The organism is Allobosea sp. 10N428 (assembly GCF_056394545.1).
This window is the reverse complement of record NZ_JBFTIC010000004.1, coordinates 346,018-363,315: the sequence shown is the minus strand read 5'-3', so window position 1 is coordinate 363,315 and position 17,298 is coordinate 346,018. Positions and strand designations below refer to the sequence as shown.

Sequence of the window (17,298 nt, the reverse complement as noted above, 5' to 3'; positions counted from 1 at the left end):
TCGGGCGGAGCGAAGCGCAGACTCGAGAAGCTCCGGGCGGGAGGGCGCTGGTTCTCCAGATGCCCGGGTCAAGCCCGAGCATGACGGCGGGCTGCCACGGCGTCGCCTCCCCTCAATTGCCCATGCGGTCGCGCCATTGCCGCTCGCCGGCAAGGCAGGAGGCCGTGTCGCCCGCCTGAGCCCTGTGAACGGTCGCATCGGCCGGCGCCTCGGCGATCTCGCGCAGCAGCTTGGTCTTGGTCGCCTCGACGAACTGGTGCTTCTCGCGGATCGGGATGACGAAGGCGCCGATGCCGGTGACGACGCAGTCCTTGTAGTAGACGTCGAGATTGTCGATGTCGAAATACCCGGCCTGCTTCAGCATTACCGGCAGGCCGTTGATCGCGATGCCCTTGGCGCCAGCCTCGTCGCGCGCCGCCGTCACTGGCCGCCCGTCATTGTTGGCGCCATCGCCGGAGATGTCGATGACGCGCCGCATCGCCGCGACATTGGCCTGTTCGAGCAGTTGCACGCCGAGATCGATCGCGCCCGAGATCGAGGTGCGTCGTCCGCGCCGCGTCGGCGCCTCGCCCAGCTCCTCGGCAAAGGCGACGGCCGCGGCCGGGCCATCGATCACCTTCCATGGCCGCACGACGTATTGGAAGCTGGTGCCCGCCCATTCGATATAGGTCACGGCGATCTTGCCGATCGCGCCTTTGGCGATCGCGTCATGGAGCTGCTTTGAGCGGAAGGCCTCGATATAGCCGTTGCGCTGCAGGGCAAGCTCGTCGAGGTCCATCGAATAGGAGACGTCGACCGCGAGCACGAGCGCGACATCGACCTCTTCGGGCGGAGCGCCAGCCGTCTGGGCCCGCGGCAGGGCAGGCTGCCAGAGCGCCGCCACTGCCAGACATGACAGACCGCACAGCCAGCGCCGCATCGCCACCTCCTTCGTCCTGTCGCGGAAAGGAGTGTGCCTCTGGCTGCGATGATCGCCAAGCCGGAAAATCCGGCTGCCGCCGCCCGTTTCGATAGCAAATGCGCGAGGAGGAGGGTCTCAACCGGCGCGGCGCCCTTCGACGATGTCGATGGCGGCCGCGACGGCCTCCTCGACTGTCAGCGCCGAGGTGTCGAGCGTGACGGCATCTTCCGCCGCCTTGAGCGGGGCGTCGCTGCGCCCGGAATCGCGGGCGTCGCGCCGGCGGATATCGGCGAGGATGCCGTCGAAGGTCACGGCCTCGCCGCGTCCGGCGAGTTCCTTGTGCCGGCGCGCGGCACGTACTTCGGGCGTCGCGGTGACGAAGAGCTTCGCCGGTGCCTCCGGGCAGATCACCGTGCCGATGTCGCGTCCGTCGAGCACGGCGCCGCCGGTTTGCGCCGCGAAACGCCGCTGCCTTGTGAGCAAGCCGGCGCGCACGGCCGGCACGGCCGCGACAACCGACGCCGCCTCGCCGATCTCGCGACCACGCAGCCGGTCCTCCGGAAAGGCGGTCTCGTCGAAGCTGCCGACGACCTGCTCGGCCGCCGCGGCGTCGCGGATGTCGTGGCCCGCGTCGAGCATCGCCCGCGCCACCATCCGGTAGAGCAGGCCGGTGTCGAGATAGGGCAGGCGATAATGGGCCGCGAGCCGGCGCGCCAGCGTGCCCTTGCCGGAGGCGGCAGGGCCGTCGACGGCGATGACGAGGTTGCGCTTGCCGGAGCTCATCCGATCCGGCCTCCGAGGCCGTTCATCAGGGAGACGAAGCTCGGGAAACTCGTCGCGATCATCCGCCCGTCATCGACCACGACCGGCTCCTGGGTCGCGAGGCCCATGACGAGGAAGCTCATCGCGATGCGGTGGTCGAGATGGGTCGCGATTGGCCCGCCGCCACGCACGGGCGCGCCGCCCGAGCCTTCGACGATCAGGTCGTCACCCTCGATGGCACAGGTCACGCCGGCTGCTCGCAAACCCGCCTCGACCGCGGCGAGGCGGTCGGATTCCTTGACCCGGAGCTCCTGCAGGCCGCGCATCCGCGTCGTGCCGGTGGCGAAGGCGGCAGCCACCGCCAGCACCGGATATTCGTCGATCATCGACGGCGCGCGCTCCGGCGGCACCGTCACGCCTTTGAGCCCGGAGGCGCGCACGCGCAGATCGGCGACGGTCTCGCCGCCTTCGTTCGCCTCGCGCTCGATGGTGATGTCGGCGCCCATCTCAAGCAGCGTCGTCAGCAGGCCCGAGCGCAGCGGATTGGTCATCACGCTTTCGATCAGGATGTCGGAGCCCGGCACGATCAAGCCCGCGACCAGCGGGAAGGCGGCGGAGGAGGGATCAGCCGGCACAACGATCGGCGCCGCCTGCAGCTCGGGCTGGCCCTTCAGCACGATGCGCCGGCCATGTTCGCCCTCCGGCGTCACGATGATTTCGGCGCCGAAATGAGTGAGCATCTTCTCGGTATGGTCGCGCGTCGCTTCCGCCTCGATCACGGTCGTCTCGCCCGGCGCGGCCAGGCCGGCGAGCAGCACGGCCGACTTGATCTGCGCCGAGGCGACCGGCGGGCGATAGACGATCGGGATCGCCTCTTTCGGCCCGCGCAGGGACAGGGGCACGCGTCCGCCCTCCTGCTGCGAGACGATGACCGTGCCCATCTGCTCGAGCGGGTCGAGGATACGCCGCATCGGCCGCTTGCGCAGCGAGGCGTCGCCGTCGAAGGTCGTGGTGATCGGATGCGAGCCGCAGACGCCCATCATCAGCCGCGAGCCGGTGCCGGCATTGCCGAAATCGAGCACATCAGCCGGTTCGCGCAGACCACCGACACCGACGCCCTGCACACGCCACGCCCCCGGGCCATCGTGATGGACGATCGCGCCGAGCGCCCGCGCGGCAGCGGCAGTGCGCATCACGTCCTCGCCTTCGAGCAGGCCGATGACCTTGGTCTCGCCGATCGCCAGCAGGCCGAAGATCATCGCCCGGTGCGAGATCGACTTGTCGCCAGGCACCCGGACGCGGCCTTTGAGCGGGCCCTCAGTGCGGGCGGTGACGGGGACGGGTTCGTGGTCGTGGGACACGGGGTCGGGGTCTCTGCGCTCCGGAAGCAACGTGTGCGTGCCCGCCCTGGAGCCCGCGCCGATCAGACTGCCATGCAACCTGATCGGATCACGCGTTCTCTATCGGTATGTGAGAGACGGATTCACCGATCAGGTTGCTTCAACCTGACCGGATTCGGCTCTAGCACGCTGGCGCAAGCCGCGCCAATGCGCGGTCGCGCCGCCACCTGAGGGGCGGTTGAAACGGTTCCGCTCTTGCGCGCAGTTGCCGCATAGATCAAATCAGCATTTGACAGCGCGGCGCGCCCCGACTAACGGACGCGCCTGCTTTTCAGAACATGATGATTGAAGGGTCCGACGCAGTGGCGAAACCGGAACTCGGAACGAAGCGCGTTTGCCCGGTCACGGGGCGCAAGTTCTATGATTTGAACAAGGATCCCATCGTCTCGCCCTATACGGGGCAGGCGTATCCGCGGACGATGTTCGAGCCGCAGGCCAAGGCGCCTAGCAAGCCGGCGGCCGAAGAGGAGGAGGAGACCGAGGCTGCCGATGGCGCGGTCGAGATCGTCTCGCTCGACGAAGCCGATGCGGAAGCGTCGGAGAAGGACGCCGTCGTCACGACCGAGGACGACATCGAGGTCGAAGACGACATCGGCGCTGAGGACGACGACACCTTCCTCGAGGAAGATGAGGAAGGCGACGACGACGTTTCCGACCTGATCGACGGGGATATCGAGGGCGACGAGGACAACTGATCCACAGCCTCGAAAAAAGATGACGACAAGGCGACATTAAGCGCTTGTGTCTTCAGCCCGGGCCGCCTATAGACCGCTGCGTCGCTGGACGGCGGCCCGGACGGAACCATCGAGGTGGTTCGAAAGACCCGGTTTTGACGGCCGAATCCCAACTCGGTCGTCGCGTGTGGGGCCATAGCTCAGTTGGGAGAGCGCTTGAATGGCATTCAAGAGGTCGGCGGTTCGATTCCGCCTGGCTCCACCAAATCACTCTTCACCAGCATTGTTAGATGACCGAAGCCAGCCCTCATCCGGCTGGCTTTTGCGTTCTTGAGGCCGCGGCCGCGTCGCAGTCCTGTGCGAAGCCGACCTCTTCCAGAGCGGCAAACGTGGCACAACGGTCACACCAGCCCTGACCCGGTCGTCGCTCCTCGAAAGCCACCTCGTGATCGGCGCGATGCTCGCCGCGTCCGCCTTCGCTCGGGCAGGGGCCGCCCGACACAGGAAACGCGATCCATTTTGATGCAGCCGGCCAATCCGACCGATTCGCCGATCCTTTGATCGCCTGTCTCGCGATGCCGGTCTTCGCGATGGCGATGACCGTACTCTTCGCCCTCCTGCCGAGATTGGAACCGCGTGCCAGCAATCTCGCTCGCTCCGCCTCGGCCTATGCGGCGACATGGCGGGCGGCAGAATCCGGTGCACTGAAGCGGGCTTCGGGTTGGTTAGGCAACCCTATCGAAGCACCACCACTTTCGTACCGAGCCGGACGCGGTCGTAGAGGTCCATGACGTCGCGGTTGGTCATGCGGATGCAGCCGGAGGAGACCGCCGCGCCGATCGTGTCGGGCTCGTTGGAGCCGTGGATGCGGTAGAGGCTCGATCCGAGATAGATCGCGCGCGCGCCGAGCGGATTGTCCATGCCGCCGGCCATATGGCGCGGCAGATCCGGGCGGCGCTTGAGCATCTGCGCCGGCGGCCGCCAATCCGGCCATTCGCGCTTCATCGAGACCGTCTTGGTGCCGGCCCAGCTGAAGCCCTGCCGCCCGACGCCGACGCCGTAGCGCAGTGCCTGGCCTCTGCCGAGGACGTAGTAGAGACGCCGATGGCTCGTCGAGATCACCACGGTGCCGGGAGGCTGCTGGCCGCTCCACGGCACGACCTGGCGCGGAATCGGCTGTTCGCTGAAGATGTTGAGGAAATCCGCGAGGCCGCGGCTGAGTGCGTTGCTATAGGCATGAGCCGGCCCGGAAAGAACGAGGAGCCCGGCAGCGAGAATGATGGCGCGTAGCATGGTGATCCCTGCGGCGCCCCCCGCTTCGGATTTAAAGAGAAGACGGAAAACGAGGTCAAGGCTGGCCGGCGGCCGGGCGGCCAGGATCACGTGTCCGCAGTCTTCCCCTGCTGCGGCTGCCACTGTTTCAGTGGATCAGCTCGATCATGCCGACGACGACGGGCCCCATCAGCGGCAGCAGCACGTTCGAGATCGCATAGGTCACGGTATAGCCGATCACAGGCGTCGAATTGCCTGCGAGCGAGACCAGCGCGCTGATCGACGGCGTGCTGCAATGCTGGCCGGCGATCGCCCCGAGCAGGATCGGTGCCTCGATCTTCAGCAGATGGTGGCCGATATAGAGAGAGATCAGGCCCGGTACGGCCGAAACCAGGATCGACAGCACCGGCAGCATCAGCCCGTATTGCTTGAGCAGCGCGAGGGCGTCCGGGCCGACGGAGAGGCCGATGGCCGCGATGAAGGTCGCCAGGCCGAAATCCTTCATGAACTCGGCCGCTGCGGGCGGAATGGCGCCGAGGAGCGGGCGGTGCATGTGCACCCAGCCGAAGACGAGCCCCGAGATCAGGGCACCACCGCCTGTGCCGAGCGTCAGATTGAGCGGACCGACCTGAATCGCGAGTTCGCCCAGCAGGAGGCCGGCGACGACGCCGAGACCGAGCATGACGAAATCCGTCGCCGACGTTGTCGGCAGCATATGACCCAGTTCGGTCGCAGCGCGCGTGATCGCATCCTCGGATCCATAGAGCGTCAGGATATCGCCCTGCTCCAGCACGGTGCCGGGCAGGGCCGGGATGCTCTGGCCGAGGCGCCGCACGCGGGAAATGAAGACGCCCCGCCGCTGCTCGTCGCTGGCGAGCCGGCGCAGGTCGCGGATGCGCAGGCCGGTCACCTCGCGGCGCACGAGCACGACCTGACGCTCGACAAGGGGGACATTGTCGCCGGCCGGCATCGGCACCTCGGCGCCGAAGCGCTCGCTGACCGCGATGACCGAGCGACGACGGCCGATGACCAGGACGACGTCATCGGGTTCGATCTGGGTTTCCGGCGTCGCCTTGATGAACCCCGAGCTGCGCCCGATCTGTTCGATCGTGACGACGCCATTGACGCTGCTTTCGAAGGCGCCGACCATGCTGCCGCTGACGGGGCCGGCACGGAACGCACGCGAGACGATCTCGGGGACGCCGTTCTCCGTGCCGTTGTCGCTCTCCGCCCCAAGCTGCTGCGCCAGAGCCGTGGCCTCCTTGCGCAGATCGATCCCGAGCAGCAGCGGGGCGATTTGCGTCGTAAAGACCACGATGGCGACGAGCCCGAACAGATAGGTGACGCTGTAGGCGGTGGCCATATTGGCCTGCAGCCGGGAGATCTCGGCCGCTGGCAGGGCCAGGCGCGAGATTGCGTCGGAGGCCGTGCCGAGCACTGCCGATTCCGTCGCCGCGCCCGCGAACAGGCCAGAAGCCGTGCCCGCATCCAGATTGAACAGCAGCACGGCGACCGCGACCAGGGCCAGCACCGTCGCGACCTCGACGAAGGAGAGGACGCCGTAGCGCAGTCCGCCGCGGATATTGTTGAAGAACTGCGGCCCGGCGGTGAAGCCGAGCGCATAGATGAAGAGCGCGAAGGCGACGTTCTTCAGATCCGGGCTGATCGTCACGCCGAATTGCCCGAGGGCGAGGGCAACGAACAAGGTCCCGCAGACGCCGCCGACCTGGACGGGCCCCACCCTGATCTTGCCGATGAGATAGCCGAGAGCCAGCGAAATGAAGAGGGCGACGACGGGCTGTGTAACAAATGACACGGCGACACCCGGCTCGGAGGAACGGAGCTTTCGAGATTATTCACGCCGCATGAATTCGCAAGCGGTCGTGTTGGAATGCGTGCGCCCCACTGGCGTCCGGCATCAGAGTGTGAATCATTTGGGCGCGGCGGCGCAAAATTTCTGCCGGGCAGACCCTTGCAGATATTTTAAGCTTGAAACATTATGCTCCGGCGCGAGCCATAGAAGTCCAAGGGAACCCGGCCGCGCCCCCTTTTCGCTCGTTCGTCCCGGGAGGGTATCGATGACGACACTCAAATTCGCACTCGCGCTGGGTTGCGGGGCGCTGGCATTCTCCATTGCATCCGCACAGGCGCAGGAGCCGATGAAGATCGGTGTGGTCAGCGTGCTGACCGGCCCCGGGGCGGCGCTCGGCCAGCAGGTCCGCGACGGCTTCCAGCTCGCGGTCGACAAGAACGGCGGCAAGCTCGGCGGCGTGCCGGTCAAGATCACGGTGATCGATGACGAGCTGAAGCCCGACGTCGCGGTCGACCGGGTGCGGAGTTATGTCGAAAGCGAGAAGCCGGCCTTTGTCGTCGGCCCGGTCTTCTCGAACATCCTTGGCGCCATCGCCAAGCCCGTGCTCGATTCCGGTGCCTTCCTGATCAGCCCGAATGCCGGCCCGTCCACCATGGCCGGCAAGGCCTGCAACAAGAACTTCTTCGTCACCTCCTACCAGAACGACCAGGTGCACGAGGTCCTCGGCAAATACGCGCAGGACCAGAAGTATAAGACCGCCTACATTATCGCGCCGAACTATCAGGCCGGTAAGGACTCGCTCGCCGGCTTCAAGCGCTATTTCAAGGGCGAGATCGTCGACGAGGTCTACGCGCCGCTGAACGCGCTGGATTTCTCGGCTGACCTCGCCAAGATCGCCTCAACGAAGCCCGACGTCGTCTTCGCCTTCCTCCCCGGCGGCCTCGGCGTCAACTTCGTCAAGCAGTGGTCGCAGGCCGGGCTGCAGGGCAAGATCCCCTTCCTCTCCGCCTTCACGGTCGATGAATCGACCCTGCCGGCGCAGCAGGATGCGGCGGTCGGGCTCTATGGCGGCATGACCTGGGCGCCCAATATGGACAACCCGCAGACCAAGGCGTTCGTCCAGGCCTATGAAGCCGCCTATAAGATCGTGCCGGGTTCCTACGCCCAGCAGGCCTATGACGCGGCGATGCTGATCGATTCGGCCGTGAAGGCGGCCGGCGGCACCGGCAATCCCGACAAGCTGCGCGACGCCATCAAGAAGGCTGACTTCACCTCGCTGCGCGGCAAGTTCAAGTTCAACACCAACGGCTATCCGATCCAGGACTTCTACCTCGTCAAGGTCGCCAAGCGCGCCGACGGCAAGTTCCAGACCGAGATCGCGGAAAAGGTGTTTGCCGACTATGCCGATCCGCACGCCAAGGATTGCGCGCTGAAGTGACGCGAAGCGTCATCCTCGGGCGAAGCGAAGCTTCGACCCGGGGATCTCTTCGTCACGAGATGCTCGGGTCAGGCCCGAGCATGACGTCTCATGACCGGCCCTGACGTAGGACCGCGCGATGACCACGAGCCTCCTGATCGTCCAGCTCCTGAACGGCCTCCAGTTCGGCATCCTGCTGTTCCTGGTCGCCGCCGGCCTGACGCTGGTCTTCGGCGTGATGGACTTCATCAACCTCGCCCACGGCGTCCAGTACATGCTGGGCGCTTATCTCGCCGTCACCTTCGTCGGTCTGACCGGCTCCTTCATGCTCGGGCTCGTGCTGGCGCTCGCGGCGGCGCTGCTACTAGGGTTGGCCTTCGAGTTCCTGGTCTTCCGCCACCTCTATGAACGGGACCATCTCGATCAAGTGCTGGCGACCTTCGGGCTGATCCTGCTGCTCAACCAGGCGGTGAAGATGATCTGGGGCGCGGCGCCGCTCTCGGTGCCGGTGCCGGAATTCCTCTCAGGCAACGTCCGGCTGCTCGGCGACGTCCTCTATCCCGTCTACCGCTTCGCCCTGATCGCGGCTGGCTTGGGCGTCGGCGCATTGCTCTGGTTCGTCGTCGAGAAGACCCGGACCGGCATGCTGCTCAGGGCAGGTGCTTCGAACGCGCCGATGGTCTCCGCGCTCGGCGTCGACATCCGCAAGCTGTTCATGATCGTCTTCGCCTTCGGCACAATGCTCGCCGGTTTTGCCGGGGTGATGGCGGCGCCGATCCTCTCAGTCGAGCCCGGCATGGGCGACACAGTGCTGATCCTCGCCTTCGTCGTTATCGTGGTCGGCGGCATCGGCTCGATCCGCGGCGCCTTCGTCGGGGCGCTGATCGTCGGGTTGGTCGACACGCTCGGCCGCTCCTTCATGAACGATTTGCTGCGGTTGTTCATGGCGCCGGCCTCGGCGCGGGCGACCGGGGCGGCTCTCTCCTCGATGCTGATCTATCTGGTGATGGCGGCCGTGCTGTTCGTGCGGCCGGAGGGGCTGCTGCCGGCCAAGGGGCGCTCATGAGCGCGGTTACGACGCCTTCGGCCATCGGGCGCCCGGCACTTCCCACCGCCCGCCGGCTGGCGCCGCTCGTCATCCTCGGCCTACTGGCGCTATTGCCGATCGCGACCGCGCTCGGCCTGCCCTCGCATTGGCTGACGCTGGTGACGCGGGCGATGATCTTCGCGATCGCGGCGCTTTCGCTTGATCTCATTCTCGGCGTCGGCGGTCTCGTCTCCTTCGGCCACGCGGCCTTCATTGGCATCGGGGCCTATGGCGCGGGCATCCTAATCACCGAAGGCCAGACCGAACTGCTGGTCGCGTTGCCGCTGATCCTCATCGTCTGCGCGATCTTCGCGGCCGTCACCGGCTATGTCTCGCTGCGCACGCGCGGCGTCGCCTTCATCATGATCACGCTCGCCTTCGGTCAGATGGCCTTCTATTTCGCCCAGGCGCTCTCGGCCTATGGCGGCGATGACGGGCTGACGCTCTACGAGAAGAGCACGTTCCTGGGGCGGGAGATCTTCGCCAACCGCACCGGCTTCTACTACATCGCGCTCGGCACGCTGGCGGTCTGCTACTGGCTGGCGCGCCGGCTRGTCGCCTCGCGCTTCGGTCGCGTGCTCAGGGCGTCCCGAGAGAACGCCGTGCGCGTCACGGTCACCGGCTATGATGTCGGTCATGTCCGGCTCGCCGCCTATGTGATCAGCGGCATGATGGCGGGGGTCTCCGGCTTCCTGCTCGCCAACCAGACCGATTTCGTCAGCCCGGCCTTCATGTCCTGGCAGCGCTCGGGCGAATTGATCTTCATGGTCGTGCTCGGCGGCGTCGGCTCGCTCTATGGCGCGATCGTCGGCGCCATCGCCCTTCTGGCGGTGGAGGATGTGCTCTCCGCGCTGACCCAGAACTGGAAGGCGATCTACGGCCCGATGATCGTGCTTTTCGTGCTGTTCACCCGTGGCGGCATCGCCGGCCTCATCGCCAAGCTCATGGGGCCCGGCAATGGCTGAACCGGCGCTCACACTGAAGGGGCTCGCCAAATCCTTCGGCGCGCTCAAGGTCACCAACGGGGTCGACCTCACCATCGCGCCGGGCGAGCTCCATGCGTTGATCGGCCCCAACGGCGCCGGCAAGACGACGCTCGTCCATCAGATCTCCGGCACGCTGCGGCCGGATTCCGGCGCTATCCTGTTCGGCGGTACGGACATCACCCGCCTGCCGCCGCAGAAGCGGGCGCAAGCGGGGCTCGCCCGCACTTTCCAGATCACCTCGACCATCGCTTCGCTCTCGGCGCTGGAGAATGTCGCGCTCGGCGTGCAGGCGCGCAGCGCTCATCCGCTCTCGCTGTTCCGCGACGCGGCGCGCGACGAGGCGCTCAACGCACCCGCCTGGGAGGCTCTGGAGGCCGTCGGTCTCGCCGGTCGCGCCCATGCTCCGGCCGGCAGCCTGTCCCATGGCGAGAAGCGCGCGCTCGAAATCGCGATGGCGCTCACCCTGCAGCCGAAGCTCATCCTGCTCGACGAGCCCCTGGCCGGCGTCGGCCATGAGGAGGGCGAGCGGCTGATCGCACTCTTGAAGAGCCTCAAGGGTCGCTTCGCCATGCTGCTGGTGGAGCACGACATGAGCGCCGTCTTCGCGCTCGCCGACCGCGTCACCGTACTGGTCTATGGCGACGTGATCGCTTCGGGCGAGCCCGCTGCCGTCAAGGCTGATCCCGCCGTGCGGCAGGCCTATCTCGGCGAGGAGGGCTGAGATGGCGGTCTATTACTCTCGCCTTGTCATTCCGGGGCTTCGCGAAGCGAAGAACCCGGAACCCACGACCGGGCGAGCCAGTTTGGACACTGCGGGATTGTCGGACCCAGTCGTGGGTTCCGGGTTCGCTGCGCGCCCCGGAATGACAAAGGCCGGCTACGCGCCATGTTGACCGTCGAAGGGCTCGATGCCGGCTATGGCGAAGCGCAGATCCTGTTCGATGTCGATCTCGCTGTCGGCGAAGGCGAGGTGGTGACGCTGCTCGGCCGCAACGGCATGGGCAAGACCACGACGGTGCGCGCGATCATGGGGCTGCTGCCGGCGCGGGCCGGCCGTGTCGCTTTCGCCGGGCGCGATCTCACTGGCGCCGCGCCTTTCCGCATCGCGCAGGCCGGCATCGGGCTCGTGCCAGAGGGGCGCCAGATCTTCCCGACGCTCTCGGTCGAAGAGAATTTGATTGCCACTGCGGCCGACCGTTCCGGCAAGAAGCGCTGGGACCTGGAACGGATTTACGCCTTCTTCCCGCGCCTCAGGGAAAGGCGGGAGAACCGCGGCAATCAGCTCTCCGGCGGCGAGCAGCAAATGCTGGCGATCGGCCGCGCGCTGATGACCAACCCGAAGCTGATCATCCTCGACGAAGCCACCGAGGGGCTCGCACCCCTGATCCGCGAGGAGATCTGGAACTGCTTGACGGCGCTGAAGGCTGAAGGAGAATCGATCCTCGTCATCGACAAGAACGTCGATGCTCTCGTCCGGATCGCCGACCGCCATGTCGTCTTGGAGAAGGGGCGCGTCGTCTGGCGCGGCACCAGCGCGGAGCTACGCAACGACAGCGCCGTCAAGGATCGCTTCCTGCATTTCTGAGGGCAGAGGACAATCGAGTTTTCGCGTCTCCGGACATCTCACTCACCCGCGCCGTCATCCCGGCCAAGCGGCGAAAGCCGCGCCGAGCCGGTATCCATCGAAGGACGCCGGCGCTCGACGATGGATCCCGGATCTCCGCTTCGCTGCGTCCGGGATGACGATGTGTTCTACGATCAACCGATCTTCAACAGAGAGGAAACACCCATGAAGCCGCTGACCGCCGGCGTGACGCGCGCCAATGAGGGACTCGACGGAATCTCCTGGAACATCCTCGGCCAGACCTATGTGCCGAAAACGCTGTCGGAGGACAGCTTCTCCTGGCACGCCACCTTCCCGCCCGGCACCTTCGTGCCGCCGCATATCCACACGACGCAGGACGAGTTCGTCTACATGCTGGAAGGCCGGCTCGATCTCGTGCTCGATGGGCAGGAGAGCTTCGCCACTGCCGGCGACCTGATCCGCCTGCCGCGCAACGTGCCGCACGGCCTGTTCAACAAGAGCGATGCAACGGTGAAGTGCCTGTTCTGGGTTTCGCCGACCGGCCGGCTCTACGACCTGTTCTGGGGCATCCATTCGATGGCCGAGCAGAAGCCAGCCGATGTCGTCGCGCTTTCGGCGAGGCACGAGGTCGACTTCCTGCCGCCGCCGCCCGACGGGGCGTGAGCGGGCGCCACGCGCGGGCGGCATCCATTCGCCACCGGCCGCTTCGGCCCCGGCCGACGCTGTCGTTAAGGATAATCCATCGTTGAGCGTGTAAAAGCGCGCAACCTCTGCTTAACGTTCTGCAATCTAAGGTTGTGAAACCGCGAAGGGGCAGTCACCATGGATGCCGAACGTCGCCGAGCACCGCGCCAGCGCACCCTGCTGAGCGGAGTGGCCGCCTTCAACGGCGGGCGCTCCACCCTGGATTGCACGATCCGCAATCTGTCGGAGGCCGGCGCCCTGATGGTTCTGTCGGATGCGGTCGCGCTGCCCCAGGCCTTCGAGATCGAAATCCCGTCGCGGCAGCGTCAATATTCGGCCCGCGCGGTCTGGCGTAGCGGCGAACGGATCGGCATTGTCTTCACCGAGCCGGCCGCGGCGGTGCCGCTCGACCTGATGCGCCGTCTCAAGGCTTGCGAGACGGCCAATGTCGGCCTGAAGGCTCGCATCCGCCAGTTGACCGAAGCCGGCTGATCAGCCCTTGCGGACTGCGAGTTGCTCGGCCGAAAACCCTGCTTTGCCGGCATAGGACTTCACGATCTGCTCGCGCTTGGCATAGCCCAGCACGCGCTCGACATCGTCGAAGCCGTTCGGCGCCAGCGCTTCCACCGCGTCGATGACCCGCTCAGGCCCGCCGACCCGGTTCATCGCCACCACCTCGGCCGTTGCCGGCAGGCGCTGTGCCTCATAAGCCGCGAGCGCCTGGCGCGGATGCTCGGCCTTCACCAGCCAGTCGGCGAGGCAGCGCGCATCGAGGATCGCCTGCGAGGCGCCGTTCGAGCCGACCGGATACATCGGGTGGGCGGCGTCGCCAAGCAATGTGACGCGGCCATGGGTCCAGCGGGGCAGCGGGTCGCGGTCGCACATCGGATATTCCCAGAAGGTCGAGGTAGCGCGGATCAGCCCGAGAATATCCATGTCCGGCACGCTGAAGCGGCGCGCGAAAGGCAGCACGTCCTCGAGCCGGCCGGGCTTGGACCAGGCCTCCTTCGGTGGCGGGCGTTCGGGGTCGCCGTTGCGGATATTGACGACCCAGTTGGTGAGCCGCGTGGTCGTGCTCGCTCCCTTGCCGATCGGATAGAGCACCAGCTTGCCGGCCATGCCGCCAGCGATGATCATGCTCTCGCCGTCGAGGAAGACCGGCCAATCGCAGGCGCCGCGCCACATCTGGACGCCCTGCCAGCACGGCGGTCCCTGGTTCGGGAAGTAGCAGGCCCGTACGGCAGAGTGGATGCCGTCGGCGCCGATCAGGACGTCGCCGCGGGCGGTCTCGCCGGCCTCGCCGAAGCGCGCGTCGCTGAAATGGGCGGTGACGCCGCCCTCGTCCTGGATGAAGCCGAGCAGGCGGCGGCCGGTGAGGATCGCGTCGCCACCCAGACGCTCGGCGACGGCGTCGCGGATGACGCGCTGCAGCCTGCCGCGATGGATCGAGAACTGCGGCACCGGCGCCCCCGCATGCAGGCCCCGCGGCTCGCGCCAGACCGCCTGCCCGAAGCGGTTCATGTAGACGAGTTCGCGCGTGCGGATGCCGGCCTCGTCGAGCGCCGGCAGCAGGCCGAGATCGGCGAGCTCCCGGATCGCATGCGGCAGCGTGTTGATGCCGACGCCGACCTCACGGATCTCGCTGGCCTGCTCGTAGACCGTCGCTGCGACTCCGCGCGCGTGAAGCATCAGCGCCAGCGTCAATCCGCCGATGCCGCCACCTACGATGATCACCCGCATATGCCCGTTCCCCTGGGTCTAATATTTTAAGTTTGAAATATAGGCGTTTGCGTTGTCAATCGCCGATGCTGGCGCCGTCTCGCCAGCCCGGCGCCAGCGCCACGCGCGATCGAAAGGTCGGGTCTTCGATCTCGAAGACGGGCCGGCCCCGGGCGAGGTCGAGCCCCGTGCGATCTGCCGGAAAGATTGCCGGAAAACCGCGGCTCCCCCAGCGCATATGCTTACCCAAAGGGAACTTGTGCAGCGTTGTCCGCGTTATTCCGTTGCGCGGCGTATAAGCCTAGCACCGCGCCACCTGAAGGGAGCCGGCCTTAATGTTCCGGCCCCCTTCTTTTGTTTTGATTTCCCACAAGCAATGGGTCGCCGCCAGAATATCGGCGGCGAGTACCGCTTGAAAAGCGTTGGGCGAGATCACGCCTTAAGCCAACGAGCCGGTCCCGCCGAAGCGAGGCCTGCCATTTCGCTGCCGGGAGATCGCTCGATCACTTGAATGATCTTGCGCGCCTGCCACCGAAGCACGCGGATGACGGTCTAGCCGTTGCGGCCAGCGGGTTGGCAGTCTCGGCTATCATTCCTGCCCGGCAATATCGGAGACGCCCTCTTCTGGTTGTTCGGAGGCTTTCCGCCCAACGCCGCGCATCATCGCGATCGAATCTTCATAGACCTTGATCGCATGGGAGAGCGCTTCAAACTCTTGCTCTTGTTCGCTTCCCGCTGTGGCGCCGCTCAAAGCCTGGGCGCGTTTTACCGCGGCAACGCATTCCTCCGGGTTGCGGATGATCAGCTTCGTCATGGCGATTCACCTTTCGGAGTTGGGTTCGTTCCCCTTTTCGCCGCACCGACGCGCTCATCGTGCTGAGCACATCGCCCGGCGCTGTCAGGTTCATGGAACCGCGGAGAGCACCGATATCCAAAGCAATATCGGCAGTGGCCAGATCTTCCGCCAGACCCTCCGCAGGAATGACGGCGTGGCGAACGCAGTTGTTGCACCGGGTCCCCGCTCGCCGGAATCCCATGCTCGTGCCGGGCCGACCGTCGCGGCCGGACCATCGGCCCATCCGGATCATCGGGCGCGATCGCGCTCCAATGAGAACGATACGCCCAGAATCCGCGGCGCGTAGGCCGGCCGCAAGCCCTGCCTCATCGCGTCCCAGTTCCGTCGCGGCCAGGCATTCCACGCGCGACCGGTGGTATCGGGCGCAAGCACGACGAAAACGTGCCGATCATTGCATCCGATTCCAATTCGCGGGTGCTCGTGATTACGGGAATTGGCCGAGTTGAGCGCGCAGCGCGACCGCGTTCACGCCAAAGGCTGCCTCGAACTGCGCATTGAAGCGAGTGAAATTGGAGAAGCGCCAGCGGCGGGCAATCTCTCCGACGGATTCACCAGAATTGCCTTCGATCTCGCGTCGGACGCCCTCCAGCCGCACCGACCGTTCGTATTCCGAGATCGACACCCTCAGAAACTTCTGAAAGCCGTACTGCAGAGCCCGCAAGCTGACGCCGGCGACCGCAGCGAGCTCCTCGGGAGTGATCGGCCGGCGGGCATTCTCCCGGATGAATTCGATCGTCCGCTTGACGTGCTTTGGGGCGATGACATGGGAGCTCCGTTCCAGCGCCTTGGTATGGTTATGGGGCAGAACCTCGAGAATGAGATCGGCCAGCAGGGCGCTCAAACGTCGCGCGCCATGCCGGGAATCCTGCAGCAATTCCACCAGCATCGACAGATCGAGCCCCATCAGGAAGCATCTCAGGGCGCCGACCGAAGGCTGCTCGAGGTCGAGCTCGGCCTCGAATCTGAGCTTGTGCATGACCGGCGCCCCTGTCAGTTCGAACAGGCGGTTGGTCAGCAGGTTTCTGTCGAGGAGGACGGAATAGTTTTCGGAGTGAGCCGAGCGATGCAGCGCCTTGGTCTCGCCGACGTCGAAAATCGCCGCCTGCAGCCTTTCGCAGCGAATGACGCGATCCTCGAGTTCGATGTTTGTCGCCCCCTTGAGCGCCAGCAGAAGCTCGTATCCACATGGGCTCTGCCGCGGCTGGATCTCGACCGGATCCTCGAAGCTCGTCCGGGTGAAGACAATGCCATCCGACGCATGATTGAGCGTGCTGATCTCAATGCGTCCCGACGGCCTGTTCGGCTGCGAGATCGCGATGCTCGCTCCGCATGCTGCAAAGTGCTCCATCGCTTCATGAGGGTCGTGGGTGACGAAGTGATGCAGTGCCTGCCGCCGCGCCGGTGCACGGTGATAGTGTCGTGTCATCACGCCACTCTCGATCTCGGCGCGCGGCCCGGACAATTAACGGCGGCAAGCTTGCTGCCGCGCGCTTGGCCGCATGGCGGCGCCGGATATCCCAGGTGTCGACCCATCCAGAAATTCCTAGGCCAGGCGGATCGCCTGAATCCGCCGTCGTTGTTTTTTGCGGTAGGCGTAGCAAGGAGACAGATTGCGCAACTTGGATTCGCCGGGCGCAACCGCCTGACAAACAGTGCAACATCTGATTCGCGATTAATATATTGATCAGAATTGAACGTAAAGCTGGGCTTGTTCAAACGTTTCAGGTCTAAACCATCTCAATTGTTCGCGTGTAATTCTGCCAACTAATGGCTGAATTCCACATTAGATCGCAGATGAGATCTCGGTGACCGGAAGGAACGTGCGCCCAAGCATAAAAGGTTCGATTCGTGCTAACGTTAATGCTTCCGCGGGATTGCTCGCTCCGAACGGTGCGCCACCTGTTCGATGAGATCAGCTCTGCTGTCCAGGCGGAGGCGGAGGTCGAAATCGATTGTTCGGCCCTCGGCATGATCGACCTCGCCGGGCTTCAGCTCCTGGTTTCAGCCGGCCGCACCGCACGTGCCGCGGGCAAGCGCATCAGTCTGCGGGGGCCGTCCGAAATCTTGAACGCCGCGCTGGCGCGCGCAGGGATCTCGCCCGCGCAGCTCGGTGACTGCAATCTCACCAACAAGGCTTGAGTG

Annotated in this window: 18 protein-coding genes and 1 tRNA gene; 10 read left to right on the top strand and 9 right to left on the bottom strand. The window is 65.7% G+C overall.

The window, feature by feature from the left end:
* Positions 1–112: 112 nt before the first annotated feature.
* From AC1DDA_RS15735 to aroA, 3 genes are all read right to left on the bottom strand, one after another.
* A complete protein-coding gene (locus AC1DDA_RS15735; RefSeq protein ID WP_476796442.1) occupies positions 113–919 on the bottom strand; it encodes a DUF1194 domain-containing protein in 807 nt (268 codons plus the stop codon).
* Between the two features lie 117 nt (positions 920–1,036).
* Entirely contained in the window at positions 1,037–1,684 is a 648-nt protein-coding gene (gene cmk, locus AC1DDA_RS15730) for a (d)CMP kinase (RefSeq protein ID WP_476780805.1), read from the bottom strand.
* A complete protein-coding gene (gene aroA, locus AC1DDA_RS15725) occupies positions 1,681–3,024 on the bottom strand; it encodes a 3-phosphoshikimate 1-carboxyvinyltransferase (protein WP_476796441.1) in 1,344 nt (447 codons plus the stop codon). Before aroA ends, cmk begins: the two co-directional genes overlap by 4 nt.
* 341 nt (positions 3,025–3,365) lie before the next feature.
* On the opposite strand from aroA, the gene AC1DDA_RS15720 reads away from it, so the two are divergent.
* Together AC1DDA_RS15720 and AC1DDA_RS15715 are read left to right on the top strand one after the other, a co-directional pair.
* Complete coding sequence (locus AC1DDA_RS15720; protein ID WP_476796440.1) at positions 3,366–3,758, top strand: TIGR02300 family protein; 393 nt, start codon at positions 3,366–3,368, stop codon at positions 3,756–3,758.
* A 168-nt stretch (positions 3,759–3,926) separates the two neighbouring features.
* Positions 3,927–4,002, top strand: a tRNA-Ala gene (locus tag AC1DDA_RS15715).
* Positions 4,003–4,044: 42 nt separating this feature from the next.
* Here AC1DDA_RS15715 and AC1DDA_RS15710 read toward each other — a convergent pair.
* The 3 genes from AC1DDA_RS15710 to aspT all read right to left on the bottom strand — a co-directional run bounded on the left by AC1DDA_RS15710 (position 4,045) and on the right by aspT (position 6,825).
* Positions 4,045–4,383 carry a hypothetical protein gene (locus tag AC1DDA_RS15710; protein ID WP_476796439.1) on the bottom strand — a complete coding sequence of 113 codons (339 nt, stop codon included), beginning with the start codon at positions 4,381–4,383 and terminating at the stop codon, positions 4,045–4,047.
* A gap of 89 nt (positions 4,384–4,472) precedes the next feature.
* Positions 4,473–5,030 (bottom strand): L,D-transpeptidase, encoded by a 558-nt coding sequence (locus AC1DDA_RS15705; protein ID WP_476796438.1) that lies wholly within the window; start codon positions 5,028–5,030, stop codon positions 4,473–4,475.
* Between the two features lie 127 nt (positions 5,031–5,157).
* Entirely contained in the window at positions 5,158–6,825 is a 1,668-nt protein-coding gene (gene aspT, locus AC1DDA_RS15700) for an aspartate-alanine antiporter (RefSeq protein ID WP_476796437.1), read from the bottom strand.
* A gap of 262 nt (positions 6,826–7,087) precedes the next feature.
* Here aspT and AC1DDA_RS15695 point away from each other — a divergent pair, with 262 nt between their 5' ends.
* From AC1DDA_RS15695 to AC1DDA_RS15665, 7 genes are all read left to right on the top strand, one after another.
* Complete coding sequence (locus tag AC1DDA_RS15695) at positions 7,088–8,260, top strand: ABC transporter substrate-binding protein (RefSeq protein ID WP_441509747.1); 1,173 nt, start codon at positions 7,088–7,090, stop codon at positions 8,258–8,260.
* Between the two features lie 118 nt (positions 8,261–8,378).
* On the top strand, positions 8,379–9,305 hold the full coding sequence (locus AC1DDA_RS15690) for a branched-chain amino acid ABC transporter permease (RefSeq protein ID WP_441509746.1): 927 nt from the start codon (positions 8,379–8,381) through the stop codon (positions 9,303–9,305).
* Entirely contained in the window at positions 9,302–10,291 is a 990-nt protein-coding gene (locus AC1DDA_RS15685) for a branched-chain amino acid ABC transporter permease (RefSeq protein ID WP_476796436.1), read from the top strand. The genes AC1DDA_RS15690 and AC1DDA_RS15685 overlap by 4 nt, the downstream gene beginning before the upstream one ends.
* Positions 10,284–11,033, top strand: coding sequence for an ABC transporter ATP-binding protein (locus tag AC1DDA_RS15680; protein WP_476796435.1), 750 nt, complete (start codon positions 10,284–10,286; stop codon positions 11,031–11,033). Before AC1DDA_RS15685 ends, AC1DDA_RS15680 begins: the two co-directional genes overlap by 8 nt.
* A 165-nt stretch (positions 11,034–11,198) precedes the next feature.
* Positions 11,199–11,897, top strand: coding sequence for an ABC transporter ATP-binding protein (locus AC1DDA_RS15675; protein WP_476796434.1), 699 nt, complete (start codon positions 11,199–11,201; stop codon positions 11,895–11,897).
* A 204-nt stretch (positions 11,898–12,101) separates the two neighbouring features.
* Positions 12,102–12,560: a cupin domain-containing protein gene (locus AC1DDA_RS15670; RefSeq protein ID WP_476780778.1), complete on the top strand. Its 459-nt coding sequence runs from the start codon at positions 12,102–12,104 to the stop codon at positions 12,558–12,560.
* A gap of 159 nt (positions 12,561–12,719) precedes the next feature.
* Positions 12,720–13,073, top strand: a complete 354-nt coding sequence (locus AC1DDA_RS15665) for a PilZ domain-containing protein (RefSeq protein ID WP_441509741.1) — start codon at positions 12,720–12,722, stop codon at positions 13,071–13,073.
* On the opposite strand, the gene AC1DDA_RS15660 is transcribed toward AC1DDA_RS15665, so the two are convergent.
* The 3 genes from AC1DDA_RS15660 to AC1DDA_RS15650 form a co-directional block, all read right to left on the bottom strand.
* Positions 13,074–14,321 (bottom strand): flavin-dependent oxidoreductase, encoded by a 1,248-nt coding sequence (locus AC1DDA_RS15660; protein WP_476780777.1) that lies wholly within the window; start codon positions 14,319–14,321, stop codon positions 13,074–13,076.
* A 568-nt stretch (positions 14,322–14,889) separates the two neighbouring features.
* Positions 14,890–15,114, bottom strand: a complete 225-nt coding sequence (locus AC1DDA_RS15655) for a hypothetical protein (RefSeq protein WP_441509739.1) — start codon at positions 15,112–15,114, stop codon at positions 14,890–14,892.
* A gap of 466 nt (positions 15,115–15,580) precedes the next feature.
* Positions 15,581–16,582 carry a helix-turn-helix transcriptional regulator gene (locus tag AC1DDA_RS15650; protein WP_476796433.1) on the bottom strand — a complete coding sequence of 334 codons (1,002 nt, stop codon included), beginning with the start codon at positions 16,580–16,582 and terminating at the stop codon, positions 15,581–15,583.
* Positions 16,583–17,016: 434 nt separating this feature from the next.
* On the opposite strand from AC1DDA_RS15650, the gene AC1DDA_RS15645 reads away from it, so the two are divergent.
* A complete protein-coding gene (locus AC1DDA_RS15645) occupies positions 17,017–17,295 on the top strand; it encodes an STAS domain-containing protein (RefSeq protein WP_476796543.1) in 279 nt (92 codons plus the stop codon).
* Positions 17,296–17,298: the final 3 nt, after the last annotated feature.

Coding starts and splice junctions, on each gene's coding strand:
- AC1DDA_RS15650 (WP_476796433.1), bottom strand. CDS start 16,582: ATGACACGACACTATCACCGTGCACCGGCGCGGCGGCAGGCACTGCAT.
- AC1DDA_RS15735 (WP_476796442.1), bottom strand. CDS start 919: ATGCGGCGCTGGCTGTGCGGTCTGTCATGTCTGGCAGTGGCGGCGCTC.
- AC1DDA_RS15645 (WP_476796543.1), top strand. CDS start 17,017: ATGCTTCCGCGGGATTGCTCGCTCCGAACGGTGCGCCACCTGTTCGAT.
- AC1DDA_RS15670 (WP_476780778.1), top strand. CDS start 12,102: ATGAAGCCGCTGACCGCCGGCGTGACGCGCGCCAATGAGGGACTCGAC.
- AC1DDA_RS15675 (WP_476796434.1), top strand. CDS start 11,199: ATGTTGACCGTCGAAGGGCTCGATGCCGGCTATGGCGAAGCGCAGATC.
- AC1DDA_RS15690 (WP_441509746.1), top strand. CDS start 8,379: ATGACCACGAGCCTCCTGATCGTCCAGCTCCTGAACGGCCTCCAGTTC.
- AC1DDA_RS15655 (WP_441509739.1), bottom strand. CDS start 15,114: ATGACGAAGCTGATCATCCGCAACCCGGAGGAATGCGTTGCCGCGGTA.
- AC1DDA_RS15705 (WP_476796438.1), bottom strand. CDS start 5,030: ATGCTACGCGCCATCATTCTCGCTGCCGGGCTCCTCGTTCTTTCCGGG.
- AC1DDA_RS15680 (WP_476796435.1), top strand. CDS start 10,284: ATGGCTGAACCGGCGCTCACACTGAAGGGGCTCGCCAAATCCTTCGGC.
- AC1DDA_RS15695 (WP_441509747.1), top strand. CDS start 7,088: ATGACGACACTCAAATTCGCACTCGCGCTGGGTTGCGGGGCGCTGGCA.
- cmk (WP_476780805.1), bottom strand. CDS start 1,684: ATGAGCTCCGGCAAGCGCAACCTCGTCATCGCCGTCGACGGCCCTGCC.
- AC1DDA_RS15665 (WP_441509741.1), top strand. CDS start 12,720: ATGGATGCCGAACGTCGCCGAGCACCGCGCCAGCGCACCCTGCTGAGC.
- AC1DDA_RS15660 (WP_476780777.1), bottom strand. CDS start 14,321: ATGCGGGTGATCATCGTAGGTGGCGGCATCGGCGGATTGACGCTGGCG.